The organism is Deinococcus sp. AJ005, from assembly GCF_009017495.1.
In the GTDB taxonomy this organism is placed as follows: domain Bacteria; phylum Deinococcota; class Deinococci; order Deinococcales; family Deinococcaceae; genus Deinococcus.
Map to the genome: position 1 here is coordinate 1,389,034 of NZ_CP044990.1, position 11,397 is coordinate 1,400,430.

13 protein-coding genes are annotated in these 11,397 nt (G+C 65.3%); 5 read left to right on the forward strand and 8 right to left on the reverse strand.

The window, feature by feature from the left end; genetic code table 11:
- Window positions 1-17 precede the first annotated feature (17 nt).
- Genes DAAJ005_RS08580 through DAAJ005_RS08590 form a run of 3 tightly spaced genes read right to left on the reverse strand, consistent with a single transcriptional unit; the run spans window position 18 to window position 2,207 of the window.
- Window positions 18-806: an ABC transporter permease subunit gene (locus DAAJ005_RS08580; RefSeq protein WP_151846748.1), complete on the reverse strand. Its 789-nt coding sequence runs from the start codon at window positions 804-806 to the stop codon at window positions 18-20.
- Entirely contained in the window at window positions 796-1,707 is a 912-nt protein-coding gene (locus DAAJ005_RS08585) for an ABC transporter ATP-binding protein (RefSeq protein ID WP_151846749.1), read from the reverse strand. The genes DAAJ005_RS08580 and DAAJ005_RS08585 overlap by 11 nt, the downstream gene beginning before the upstream one ends.
- Window positions 1,704-2,207, reverse strand: a complete 504-nt coding sequence (locus DAAJ005_RS08590; protein ID WP_192930905.1) for a GbsR/MarR family transcriptional regulator — start codon at window positions 2,205-2,207, stop codon at window positions 1,704-1,706. The genes DAAJ005_RS08585 and DAAJ005_RS08590 overlap by 4 nt, the downstream gene beginning before the upstream one ends.
- Before the next feature lie 336 nt (window positions 2,208-2,543).
- On the opposite strand from DAAJ005_RS08590, the gene typA reads away from it, so the two are divergent.
- Window positions 2,544-4,325: a translational GTPase TypA gene (gene typA, locus DAAJ005_RS08595; protein WP_151846751.1), complete on the forward strand. Its 1,782-nt coding sequence runs from the start codon at window positions 2,544-2,546 to the stop codon at window positions 4,323-4,325.
- A 93-nt stretch (window positions 4,326-4,418) separates the two neighbouring features.
- On the opposite strand, the gene DAAJ005_RS08600 is transcribed toward typA, so the two are convergent.
- The 4 genes from DAAJ005_RS08600 to DAAJ005_RS08615 form a co-directional block, all read right to left on the reverse strand.
- Entirely contained in the window at window positions 4,419-4,982 is a 564-nt protein-coding gene (locus DAAJ005_RS08600; RefSeq protein ID WP_151846752.1) for a hypothetical protein, read from the reverse strand.
- A 97-nt stretch (window positions 4,983-5,079) separates the two neighbouring features.
- Window positions 5,080-6,096 (reverse strand): prohibitin family protein, encoded by a 1,017-nt coding sequence (locus DAAJ005_RS08605; RefSeq protein WP_226342647.1) that lies wholly within the window; start codon window positions 6,094-6,096, stop codon window positions 5,080-5,082.
- A gap of 290 nt (window positions 6,097-6,386) precedes the next feature.
- The gene (locus DAAJ005_RS08610; protein ID WP_151846753.1) at window positions 6,387-7,061 is read right to left on the reverse strand and encodes an outer membrane lipoprotein carrier protein LolA; all 675 of its coding nucleotides are present in this window, start codon (window positions 7,059-7,061) and stop codon (window positions 6,387-6,389) included.
- Window positions 7,062-7,134: 73 nt separating this feature from the next.
- Complete coding sequence (locus DAAJ005_RS08615; protein ID WP_151846754.1) at window positions 7,135-8,118, reverse strand: hypothetical protein; 984 nt, start codon at window positions 8,116-8,118, stop codon at window positions 7,135-7,137.
- 76 nt (window positions 8,119-8,194) lie between these two features.
- Here DAAJ005_RS08615 and DAAJ005_RS08620 point away from each other — a divergent pair, with 76 nt between their 5' ends.
- The 4 genes from DAAJ005_RS08620 to DAAJ005_RS08635 all read left to right on the forward strand — a co-directional run bounded on the left by DAAJ005_RS08620 (window position 8,195) and on the right by DAAJ005_RS08635 (window position 10,933).
- Window positions 8,195-8,689: an LEA type 2 family protein gene (locus DAAJ005_RS08620; RefSeq protein WP_151846755.1), complete on the forward strand. Its 495-nt coding sequence runs from the start codon at window positions 8,195-8,197 to the stop codon at window positions 8,687-8,689.
- Window positions 8,690-8,778: 89 nt separating this feature from the next.
- Window positions 8,779-9,954 (forward strand): amidase, encoded by a 1,176-nt coding sequence (locus DAAJ005_RS08625; protein WP_151846756.1) that lies wholly within the window; start codon window positions 8,779-8,781, stop codon window positions 9,952-9,954.
- The gene (locus tag DAAJ005_RS08630) at window positions 9,951-10,373 is read left to right on the forward strand and encodes a hypothetical protein (protein WP_226342648.1); all 423 of its coding nucleotides are present in this window, start codon (window positions 9,951-9,953) and stop codon (window positions 10,371-10,373) included. Before DAAJ005_RS08625 ends, DAAJ005_RS08630 begins: the two co-directional genes overlap by 4 nt.
- 5 nt (window positions 10,374-10,378) lie before the next feature.
- A complete protein-coding gene (locus DAAJ005_RS08635) occupies window positions 10,379-10,933 on the forward strand; it encodes a DUF1572 family protein (RefSeq protein ID WP_151846757.1) in 555 nt (184 codons plus the stop codon).
- Here DAAJ005_RS08635 and DAAJ005_RS08640 read toward each other — a convergent pair.
- Window positions 10,926-11,342 (reverse strand): hypothetical protein, encoded by a 417-nt coding sequence (locus tag DAAJ005_RS08640; protein WP_151846758.1) that lies wholly within the window; start codon window positions 11,340-11,342, stop codon window positions 10,926-10,928. The genes DAAJ005_RS08635 and DAAJ005_RS08640 overlap by 8 nt on opposite strands.
- Window positions 11,343-11,397 lie beyond the last annotated feature (55 nt).

Sequence of the window (11,397 nt, forward strand, 5' to 3'; positions counted from 1 at the left end):
CTTTTCTTGTACCAGAATCAGCCCCGCACGTCCCGCTTGCCGAACGTGGGCGCGGCGATCCAGACCAACGAGGCGCCCAGCAGCAGGCAGATCAGCAGGGGCGTGGGGCTGACCGCGTGTTCCAGCGGCAGGTCGCTCAGCGCGTATTTCCAGGGGTTGAGCCACGCCAGATCGCTCAGGAGTTGCACCTGCGAGGCCACGCTTTGCAGCACCACCAGCCCGATGCCCAGGCCCGCGCCGATGCCCACCGCCAGCCCGCCCCGCCCTGTCGCCGCGCCGATAGCGAGGGCCAGCGCTCCGAACAGCCACGCGCCCAACGTGTGCAGGGCCACTGCGTCCAGCAATCTTCCGGCAGGTAGCGGAGCCTGAAAGACCTGCCCGGCCAGCCAGATACTCAGGAACAGTATCAGCCCCAGAACCAGCAACATGGTCAGTAGCGCGGCGGCGCGTCCCAGCAGCAGCGTGGCGCGCGGCAGCGGCTGGGCCAGCGGAAATTCCAGCCAGCCGCGTTCCTCCTGTCCGGCGATCAGCGCCGAGCCTTGCAGGGCGGCGAAGACGGTCAGCAGAATCGGCATCATGCTCAGCAGCTTGCCGCCCACATATCCGGCAGGGGTGCCCAGGTTGTCTCCGGCCAGCGCACGCAGCGATTCGGGCAGGCTCTGCATGAGGTCATTAATAGCGCTGTTTCCCTTCAGCAGCGGGAAAAAGGCCAGCAGCATCACCGTGTACAGGGCGATCCCCACCGCCCACCACAGCAGGCTGCGGCGCGAGTCCTGCATCGTCTGAGACCACGCTTCAAGCCACATGCGCTTCCTCCTTTCGTGGCGTTTCGCTGCGGTACTCGTCCATGAAGGCGTCCTCCAGCGTGGACGGCGTGAGGCTGAAACTGGTCAGCGATTCGCCCGCCAGCGCCCGGATCAGTTTGTCGGGACTGCCGCGCCACTGGCCCCGGAAATCCAGGCCATCGGCCACGGCACCACTCATCCCATCCAGTGTCATCAGGTCTACGCGCGGGGGCAACGCGAAACCCACGTCCACCTGCTGCGGGAGGCTGGCCTTCAGTTCCCGCACCCCTTCTACCCGGATCAGTTCGCCGCGCCGGATGATGCCCACCCGCCCGGCAATGCGCTCGATCTCGCTCAGGACGTGGCTGGACAGAAACACGCTGCGGCCCTCGCTCCCGGCCTCGCGCAGCAGGTCCAGCACGGTTTCCTGCACCAGCGGGTCCAGGCCGTCGGTGGGTTCGTCCAGCATCAGCAGTTCGGGGCGGTGCATCAGCGCCAGGGTCAGGCCCACCTTCTGGCGGTTGCCCTTGCTCAGCGTGCCCAGGCGGGCGTCCAGCCGCAGTTCCAGCCGCCGGGCCACGTCCAGACCGTAGGTGTTGCTGGCCCCGCCGCGCAGCCTGCAACTGCGCCCCATCAACTCGCGGGCGGTGTGGTCACGCGCAAGATGGACCTCGCCGGGCAGGTAGCCCACCCGGCGGTGAACCGCCACCCGCTCCTGCCACACGTCATGGCCCAGGATGTGCGCGCTGCCCCCGCTGGGCCGCAGAAAGCCCATCAGCGTGCGGATGGCCGTCGTCTTGCCCGCCCCGTTTGGCCCGATAAAGCCGAAGATCTCGCCCGCTGGCACACTCAGATTCAGTGGGGCCAGTCCCACGCCGGGGGCATACAGTTTGCTGAGGCCGGTGGTTTCTATTGCATTCATGACTCCTCCCTCTCCTCTTTGCTGAGCTGATGCCATTCCTCCAATACGGCGGGGAACAGGCGCAGCCAGTGGCCGTAGAACTGCTCCATCTCACGCAGGGGTGCGGCGTCTGCTCCCTGAGGCAGCGCCCGCAAACCCTCGGCGGCCAGATCGTGCAGCGTCTGCAATTTGCGGTTGCCCTGCTCAGTCAGGGTGGCCCAGGCGTTGGGGCGCACCCGGAAACGGTCTGCGCGTTCGCCGGGGTTGGGCGCACGTTCGGCCAGGCCCATCAGGGTCAGGTACTTGATCGCGCCGCTCATGCTGGCGCGGCTGGCCTGCAAAGAGGCAGACAGTTCGGCAGGGGTAAGCCCGCCTGCCGGGGCCACCAGAAGCGCGCCCAGCACACGCCCCGCCGCACGCGGCATCCCCACCATCTCGAACAGCAGGCCGGCGCGTTCCATGAACTGCCCGCTCTCGGGGGTGGGGGCGAAACTGGCGGGGGATGGCGGCGTGTCGGACATGGCTGAATGATACGACTTTTTAGTCATTTGTGAAATCTAAAAAACTGGCATTCAGTTTATTCCTTCATCTTTGGTCTCATGAGGGCTATCGTGACCTGGACCTGACATCGCGGGAGCGCGAATCTGCTAAAATCTCCGTTTGGGTGTCCCGCCCACTGCACATGGCCGTCAAGGCGCGGCAGTCGAGGTGGGCTTTTTGAGGTCGGTTCTGGCTCCCCAGCGCGCTTTTTCCAGCATCTGACGCAGACCGGCAGCACCACGCAAACAAGAGAACTGTCCTCCACCCTTGTCGGGCGTCTCCCGGCAGGCCGCGCCGGGCAGAAGAGAGGCAAAAATATGGAATACCGGAATATCGCCATCATCGCGCACGTCGACCACGGCAAGACCACCCTGGTGGACGCCCTGCTTCGCCAGACCCTCAAGCTCGGCCACGGTGAGGAAATTGCCGAGCGGGCCATGGACAGCAACGATCTGGAAAAGGAACGCGGCATTACCATTCTCGCCAAGAACACGGCGGTGGAATACAACGGCGTCAAGATTAATATCGTGGACACCCCCGGTCACGCGGATTTCGGCGGGGAAGTCGAGCGCGTGCTGGGCATGGTCAACGGCTGCCTGGTGCTGGTGGACGCGGCGGAAGGCCCGATGCCCCAGACCCGCTTCGTGCTGCGGAAGGCCATCGAACTGGGCCTCAAGCCCATCGTGGTCATCAACAAGATCGACCGCATTGACGCCCGCCCGGAAGAAGTGGTCAACCTGACCTTCGACCTGATGGCCGATCTGGGCGCGAACGACGATCAGCTCGACTTCCCGATCCTGTACGCGATTGCCCGTGAAGGCAAGGCGTTCAAGGATCTGGACAACCCCCAGGAAGACATGCACGAGCTGTTCGAGATGGTGCTGGAGCATATTCCCGCGCCGCCCACCGATCTGGAGGCGCCCTTCCAGATGCTGGTGACCAACCTGGATTACTCCGAGTACCTGGGCCGCATCGTTCTGGGTCGGGTACAGCGCGGCACGGTTAAGAAGGGCGACTATGTGCAACTGATGCACAAGGACGGCACGATGACCAAATCGCGCATCGTCCAGCCCTTCACCCACATGGGTCTGCGCCGTATCGAGGCCGATCAGGTCAGCGCGGGCGACATTGTGGCGCTGGCCGGCATCGAGGACGCGCAGATCGGGGAAACCGTGGCTGATCTGGCGGACCCCGAAGCCTTGCCGATCATCACCGTGGACGAGCCGACGGTCAGCATGACCTTCCAGCCCAACACCAGCCCCTTTGCAGGCAAGGACGGCAAGTACGTCACCAGCCGCCACCTGAATGACCGCCTCAAGCGCGAGGTCATGACCAACGTGTCGCTGAAGGTGGAAGAAGTCCGTCCCGACGAATTCATCGTGTCTGGGCGCGGCGAACTGCACCTGTCGATCCTGCTGGAAACCATGCGCCGCGAGGGCTACGAGGTTCAGGTCGGCAGCCCGCAGGTGATCATCCGCGAGATCGACGGCGAAAAGCACGAGCCGGTGGAGCATCTGGTCATCGACGTGCCCGAGCATCACGCCAGCACCGTGATCGGTGTGCTAGGGGGGCGCAAGGGCCAGATGGTCAACATGGAGCCGCAGGGCAAGCGCAGCCGGGTGGAATTCAAGATCCCTTCTCGGGCGCTGTTCGGCTTCCGCAACCAGTTCCTGTCCATGACCCAGGGCGAGGGCATCATGAGCCACGTCTTCGACGGCTACGCGCCGTGGGCCGGGGACATCAAGATTCGCCAGAACGGCTCGCTGGTCAGCATGGAAGACGGCGCGGCCTTCGCGTACTCGATCTGGAAGTTGCAGGACCGTGGAGCGTTCTTCATCGACGCGGGCGCGGAAGTCTACGTGGGCATGATCGTCGGTGAAAACGCCCGCGAGCAGGACATGAACGTCAACGTCTGCAAGAACAAGAAGCTGACCAACGTGCGCTCCAGCGGCGCTGACGATGCTTTGACGCTGACCCCGCCGCGCAAGATGAGCCTGGAAGACGCCCTGGAATACATCGGCAGCGATGAACTGGTGGAATTGACCCCGCACAACATCCGGTTGCGTAAGAAAGTGCTGAACCCCAGCATGCGGAAGTAAGCCGAACCAGACTCAAGATCAAAGCCCCCGCTGCCTTTGCAGGAGCGGGGGCTTTTGCAGTGGGTTGTAGTCGTGATACGCCCGAATTCGTGCTTAGCCCTTCCGCAGCCCCGGCTTCAGGCTCAATTCCGATTCCGCTGCGCCGAAGCGTTCGCGCAGGAAGCGGCCCTGGCTCAGCAGGCGGTCTGCGGTGGCGTGGTCGTGGCGCAGGGCCTCGCGCACGCCGTCTTCCAGCAGACCCAGTTGCTCGGACAGCAGGGTTTCTGGCGGCTGGCCCTGGCCTTCCAGCGTGCGCCGCGCGCCGTCGGTGAGGCTCAGGTAGGCGCGCAGGGTATCAGGCAGGTACGACTGACGGGTTTGCGAGAGCAGGTAGGCGGTGCGGGTGTCGCCGTTCACACCGTCCTTGCGGGCGTCGATGACCATACACAGCAGCTTCCACGCCTGGGTGCGCGCGGGTTCGGGCAGGCGCAGGGCCAGCGATTCCGGGGTGTCGGCCTGTTGGGCGGGCAGAGCGGTCTGTGCGGCAGCAGGCAGCGGCTGGGCCTGCTCCTGGGTGGACTGGGAGAGGGCCTTTCGGCCCGCCTTGCCCGCGTTGTCCACGTAAACGATGGCGGTGATGCCGCCGAAGATCACCAGAAGGATCAGGACGGCGATCATGCGGCGAACCTCCTGCGGACAGGCTGCGGAAAGGGCGTTCGGCTCATTTCAGACAGTCTAGCGCCCGCGTGGGACGCGCCGCTACGCTGTTCCCTGCTCAATTGCCGGGTTGGGCAGGTGTGGCTGACGTCTGGGCCACCTTCGGGAGCGTCTGCGTTCCCAGCGATTTCAGGTCCAGCAGAAAGTTGCCATCGCTGGGCAGCATCACGGTCTGGATGCCGGGGGCCAGGCGCTCGGCCACCGTGAGCTGGATCAGTTGTGGGTTCTCCTTGAGGGCGCGGCCCCGCAATGACAGCGCCTCGGCCTGTCCCTTCGCCGTGGCGACGGCGGCCTTGGCCTCGCCCTCAGCCTTGACCACCGCGCGCTGGGCACTGATCTCGGACTGGCGCAGTCGGTTGGTCTCGACGGCCACCTGCTGCTCTGCCGTCTGTTTTTCCTCAATGGCGTTGGCCACACTCTCGGGAATCTTCAGCTCGCGCAGCAGGATGGCGTCCAGAACCAGGTTGTTGCGGGTAAAGGCCTTTTCCAGCTCGGTGGTGATGCTGGTTTCCAGTTGCGTGCGCTGGTTGCTGATCAGGTCGGCGGCCCCGAACTGCCCGATAGAATCGCGCACCTTGCTGCGAACCTGCGGGCGCAACACGGTGTTGATGTAGTTGCGGCCCAGTTCCTTGTGCAAAATGGCCGCCTTGTTGCGGTCAATGCGGAACTGCACGGTCACGTCTGCCGTGATGTCCAGGCCCTCCTTGCTGCGGGCGCGGATGGATCCCTCGTCGCTCTGGGCCGTTTCGCGCGCCAGCGTCACTTCCTGAAGGCGGGCGTCGTACAGCGTCACCCCATCCACGAAGGGCATCACGAAATGCAGCCCGGCTTCCAGTGGAGTGGGCTTGACGCCGCTCAGGGCGCTGAAGACCACACCAACGAAGCCCGCCGGGATGACCCGCACACTCTGCGACACGATCAGGCCCACCACCACCACGCCGCCAATGATCCAGCCCAGGCGGGGCGAGAAGCGCATCTGGGGGCCGGGGGGAGGGCCGCTGGGATTGTTCACCGGATTGGGTCGCAGGGGCGAGGAGCCACGGTTATTGTCATTGCCAGGGTTGGTCATGCTCATGGATACGCGGCTAGACCGCCAAAAGTTGCGTTCAGGCGATTGGCGGCGCTGGATTCAGCCTGCCTAGGGCATCAAAAAAGGGAGCGGCATTTGCGCCCCTCCCCCTGGATCAGCTCTTATACGGATTCCGTCTGTTCCGTTAACAAACTGGGAAAGCGCCAGTTTGCTAACTCCACGCCCGGAACCCGTTCTTCTCATTCTCGCTCTCGTCATGAACAGACGCCCATGAAGACGCTATTCCTCCCGCTCGGATTTCACCGTTTTTGCAAACGATTCAATCGGAGTCCGTATTACTGCCGGATGATCTCGGCGTCCTTGGGCAACTGCTTGAGTCCGGCCACGCTGAGGCCCGAATTGACCTTGTAATTGCTCACGTTCAGATCGGCCAGCGACTTGCCCGCGCTGCTGACGATCTGGATGCGGGTGGGCCGCCAGCCCGCCTCGGTGATGTACACGCGGGTCTTGTCGGTGGTGTTCCCCTTCTTGGGAATGGCCTCCAACTGAAACAGGCGCTTGCCTGCCGCGCCCGTGGTGGACAGCAGTTTCACGTCGTACTGTGAAAGCAGCGAGGCCGTGTTGCTGAGCTGTGTGAAATCCAGCCCGCCGAAGCCCGCGCCGTCTGCCGCCTTCTTGGTGGAGGTCACGGTGACCTGGTTGGTCAGGAACAGGTACTGGCGAATCTCGTTCTTGTCGGCCACCACGATGTTATCGGCCAGCGCGTCGGGGGCGTTGAATTGCAGGCGGGCCAGACCCTGCGCCGGAATGCTCTTGACCGTGAAGTCAATCTTCTGTGGGCTGGATTCCAGCGAGGCGCTGCCGCTCAGGCGAAAGGAAATGTCCTTGGCGGCCTTCTGTGCGGCGTCCACTTTGGAGATGATGTCCTGAACACTCTGGGCGCTGGCGGAAGGGATCAGCAACACACCGCTCAGGGCGGCGAGAACAGTGAATTTGAGAGGTTTGCTCATGCCAAAAGTATCGCGTCCGTTCTCATGAGAAGGCGGCGCAGCGGCTGACGTGGGGTTCACGCTATAGAGGGGTTCAGGGCTGGCTCTCTGCTCCCAATGGCAGGCTGTAGGTCAGCCGTGCGCCGTACCCGGTCTTGCCGTTCACGCCCCGTCCGCCGCTGACGTTCAGGCCCACCTCGCCGCTCTCCAGGGGCCGGGTGGCCGTGATTCCGGCCCGCAGCGGGGTGCTGGCGGTGCGCCACGGCTCATAGGCCGCGTACAGCCGCACGCTGCTGCCGGGGCCGAGCAGTTCGCCCGCGTCCACGCTGCCCGTGATGCCAAAGGTCTTCGGCCCCACCAGCGCGTCCAGACCCAGATTCAGCCCCGATTCGGCTGCGTAGGACACGCCTCCAGTGACGCCCAGGATGTTCTGGCCCGCCCGGACGCCCGCGCGCCACGTCAGCGTGCCGATGGTTTCGGTTTCCGGTTCATCGCCGGGCTGCGCTCCCTCGTCCAGTGGCAGAATGCGGGTCAGTTCGCGGCGGCCCTCCACGCCCACCGTGCCCATATTCTGCCCGCCGAACTCGCCGCCTGCCACGGCGATCAGGTTGCGGCTGATGCGGTAGCGGGCGCTCACGTCGGCGTTGAAGCCGCGCTCCCGGCTGTCGGTGGCGTCAAAATTCCAGACCGAGAGCGGATCAATTCGCGCTGCCGAGGTGCTGAAGACAGTCGCCCCCAGGTTCAGCGCCACCGGTCCCGCGCTGCCGCCCAGCCGCGTGGAAGCCCGCACGCCTCCGGCAAAGGCCACCGCCACATCTGCGCGGGCGGTGACCACGCCCAGCGGCGGCAGCGCCAGACTGCGCGCGTACCCTACCTCGGCGGCACGGGTGGACAGGCCCGCCGAAAAGCGCCCGCCCAGCGCCGGAAAATCTGAGACCCCCACGCGTGCCCAGCCACCGCTCTGCCCATTTCCAGCCTGGACGCCGCCGTGATAGGACACGCCGAAGTCCAGAGTTGTCGCCCCTGCCGTTCCTGCCAGCGTTCCCGCTAGCGCCAGTGCCATCCACCTGTTGATCATGGGTGCAGGGTAACAGCGCCGGGCCGCTAAACTTCCCCATCAGCTTTTTCAGAGTCGGGGCGGGTAGGCTACCTGCATGCGTCTTCTTCTTCCCGCCGCCCTCGCCGCCTGTGGTCTGGCTGCCTGCGCGCCCGTGCCTCAGGCTTTGCAGGTTCCCACCATTGAGGTCCAGAGCGTCCGCCTGACCCGCCTATCGCTCCCCGGTGGGCTGGGCGGCGCGCCCGTGGCGGACGTGAAGCTGAAACTGCGCGTGACCAATCCCAACGCCGTGCCACTGAAGATGAGCAACATTGAGGCCAAGCTGGTGATTGACGGCGCACAGGTGGGTCAGGCGGAATTTCCGCGCGTGAACGTCCCGGCGCGCGGCTCGGCAGATCAGGACGCCGACGTGAGCCTGCCCGTCACCCTATCCACCGCTGCCTCATTCCTGAAGGTGGCACGCGGGCAACAGGTCACGTACCGTCTGGACGGCACTTTTACCGCCGATTTTGGCCCGCTGGGTCCGAAGAATTTTGGCCCTTTTACGCTAAGCCAGGGGCAGTGGAAGCAGAATCCGATCATTCCGTTTTGAGGCGAGCAATGGAAGAGCGGGCGTTTGGCAGTCCGGTGGAAACGGCACTCTGACGCCGCCTAGCGGTCTCAACGCCGTACCCTGTCCTCATGTCCACCCCTCCAGAGTTCCCCGATCCCCAACGCGCCTGGGCCTACCGTCCCGCCGAAGCCCTGGCGGGCGCACCGGGCGGGCCGCTGTCTGGCCTGAGCTTCAGCGTCAAGGACCTGTACGGCGTTCCCGGCTGGCCGCTGACTGCCAGCACCCGCGCGCCCGTCACTGATCCCGGCGAGAGCGTGCTGGTGCGCCGCCTACTGGGGCTGGGAGCGTCTGCTGTAGGCAAGACCCACCTGCACGAGATCGCGCTGGGCATCACGGGCATGAACGGTTACGGCAGCACTACTCACCCGCAGGACTCGGCGAGGATTCCCGGCGGCAGTAGCAGCGGCGCAGCGGTCAGTGTGGCGCTGGATCAGGCCGATTTTGCGCTGGGAACGGATACAGGGGGCAGCATTCGCGTTCCAGCGGCGTGGTGCGGCGTGGCGGGCTACAAGCCGACGAAGGGCCACCCGGACTGGAGTACGGAAGGTGTTCTGCCGCTGTCGTGGACCTGTGACCACACCGGGCCACTGGCGCGTGATCTGGCAACCATTGCGCGGGTGCAGGAGGCGCTGACCGGGCAGCAGATAGAGGCCCAGGACTGGAACGGCGTGCGCGTGGGCCTGTGGCTGCCAGAAGGCTGGACGGACCGCACAGTGCGCGAGGCGACGCTGGCCTTCGCCACCGATCTGGAACGGCGCGGCGCAACCGTCACGCCCGTCCACCTGCCCGAGATGCTGGACGCCTACTCGCCCATCGTCCTCAGTGAGGCAGCCACCATCCACGCCGAGGCGCTGAAACTGGATGACCCCGGTTTCCAGCCCTTCACGCTCGCCGCCTTGCGCCAGGGGGCTGCGCTGAGTGATGAGGAGGTCCAGAACGCCTTTGACCGCCGCGCCGATTACGCGTGGCTGCTGAACGGGCTGTTCACCGCCTTTGACGTGCTGCTGGCCCCTGCCGTTCCCACTCCACCCCCCCTGATCGGGCAGGATGAGGTGGAGGTTGAAGCTGGAACGCTGCCCCTGCGCCGCGTCGTCCTGCGCCTGACCGCGCCGTTCAGCATGCTGGGAGTGCCCACCATCTCGCTGCCCACGACTACACCGTATGTTGGCGTGCAACTCGTCGGACGGCACGGAGAGGATGACCGTCTGCTGGGTCTGGGACTGGCCTGGGAGGTTGGAGCTTGAAGCGATTGCTTCCCATCGCCCTGTTGCTGGCGGCCTGCGCGCCCGCTGTCCGGCCCCAGCCCGTGCAGGTCTGGGAGGGTTCGGCGCGCGTGCTGCTGACCGTGCAGCAGTACCGCCTGACCTTTACGGTCAATCCGGTGAATTACGCCCTGAGCGGCACCCTCGCCAACCTCAGCAGCGGGGACCGCTTTGAGGCGACAGGCACGCTGCTGCCCGGTACAGATGGGGCGGAAATGAGCGTCCAGGTCACGCCGGGCAATGTGCCTCGCTTGAACGCGGGCATCCTGGGCTTCGGCATCAGCGGTGTGGCCCTCAAGTCAGATGCCTTTCTGAGCGGTCAGGTGCGGGACGGGCTGTTTGACGGCAGCCTGCGCGTCAACGGCATTCGCTCCCCTATGACGCTGCGGCGGGTTCAGTGAGCGGTATGGACGTGGCTGCGCTGTACCTCTCGGACGTGCGCGGGCGGATGCGCGGTGTCAAGGCACTGGGGGACAGGGCGCTGGCCCAGATCGGAAACGACGAGTGGCACACGCCGCTGGCCCCGGACGGCAACTCCGCCGCCGTACTGGTGCAGCATCTGGCGGGCAACATGCACTCGCGCTGGGGAGGCTTGCGCGGTGGCTACAACGCAGGAATCGAGGGCGAGAGTGCGGTCCGCAACCGTGACGCGGAATTTGAGGAGGGCACGCAGGATGGGGCTGCCCTGATAGACCGCTGGGAGGACGGCTGGCAGGTCTTTCTGGACGTGCTGGACCACCTTAACCCCGAAGACCTGACCCGTCCGCTGACCATCCGGGGCGAGGTCCATACCGTGCTGGAAGCTGTTCAGCGGCAGGTGGCACATTACAGCGGGCATGTCTATCAGCTTATTTTGCTGGTCAAGACCCTGCGCGGCCCGGCGTGGCAGACCCTGAGCATCGCGCGCGGGCAGTCGGCGGCGTACAACGCGGCCATGCTGACTGGGCCAGACTCTACTTGAGCTTGTTCTTCTGAAACAGCGGATTGCCCTCGGATGGGCGCGGCGTGTTCACGGCCTCTTCCAGCGCCGTCACGATCTGCGCGACTTCCAGCGTGAAGACGCCCGCCTCGCCCCGCTCGTGCGCCCCACGCCACTGCTCGTAGCCACTCTGGTCCTCGGGCAGCGGCGCACCTTCCTCCAGCAGATCGGTCACGCTGGCCCGCAGCGCGCCTGCGGAAATGGGCGAGTGCGGCAGATCGGTCTGGACGCCGCCCGCCGTGTACGGGTTTTTCAGGTGCAGGCCGTCCACCGTGATGTGCCAGGTGTCCCCGCCGCCGCGCAGGATCAGCAGCGTGGAGGTTCCCTCGCTGGGGCGGGTGTGATAGGCCCAGCGCTGGCCGGGGGCAAACGGCGTTTCGGGGGCGGTCATGGCTCCACGATACCTGATCACTTGAACGGCGTTCCAATCCACGCGGGGAGAAGTG

Excerpts from the sequence above, each read along its gene's own strand:
- DAAJ005_RS08580 (WP_151846748.1), bottom strand. The coding sequence starts at position 806 with ATGTGGCTTGAAGCGTGGTCTCAGACGATGCAGGACTCGCGCCGCAGC.
- DAAJ005_RS08585 (WP_151846749.1), bottom strand. The coding sequence starts at position 1,707 with ATGAATGCAATAGAAACCACCGGCCTCAGCAAACTGTATGCCCCCGGC.
- DAAJ005_RS08590 (WP_192930905.1), bottom strand. The coding sequence starts at position 2,207 with ATGTCCGACACGCCGCCATCCCCCGCCAGTTTCGCCCCCACCCCCGAG.
- typA (WP_151846751.1), top strand. The coding sequence starts at position 2,544 with ATGGAATACCGGAATATCGCCATCATCGCGCACGTCGACCACGGCAAG.
- DAAJ005_RS08600 (WP_151846752.1), bottom strand. The coding sequence starts at position 4,982 with ATGATCGCCGTCCTGATCCTTCTGGTGATCTTCGGCGGCATCACCGCC.
- DAAJ005_RS08605 (WP_226342647.1), bottom strand. The coding sequence starts at position 6,096 with ATGAGCATGACCAACCCTGGCAATGACAATAACCGTGGCTCCTCGCCC.
- DAAJ005_RS08610 (WP_151846753.1), bottom strand. The coding sequence starts at position 7,061 with ATGAGCAAACCTCTCAAATTCACTGTTCTCGCCGCCCTGAGCGGTGTG.
- DAAJ005_RS08615 (WP_151846754.1), bottom strand. The coding sequence starts at position 8,118 with ATGATCAACAGGTGGATGGCACTGGCGCTAGCGGGAACGCTGGCAGGA.
- DAAJ005_RS08620 (WP_151846755.1), top strand. The coding sequence starts at position 8,195 with ATGCGTCTTCTTCTTCCCGCCGCCCTCGCCGCCTGTGGTCTGGCTGCC.
- DAAJ005_RS08625 (WP_151846756.1), top strand. The coding sequence starts at position 8,779 with ATGTCCACCCCTCCAGAGTTCCCCGATCCCCAACGCGCCTGGGCCTAC.
- DAAJ005_RS08635 (WP_151846757.1), top strand. The coding sequence starts at position 10,379 with ATGGACGTGGCTGCGCTGTACCTCTCGGACGTGCGCGGGCGGATGCGC.
- DAAJ005_RS08640 (WP_151846758.1), bottom strand. The coding sequence starts at position 11,342 with ATGACCGCCCCCGAAACGCCGTTTGCCCCCGGCCAGCGCTGGGCCTAT.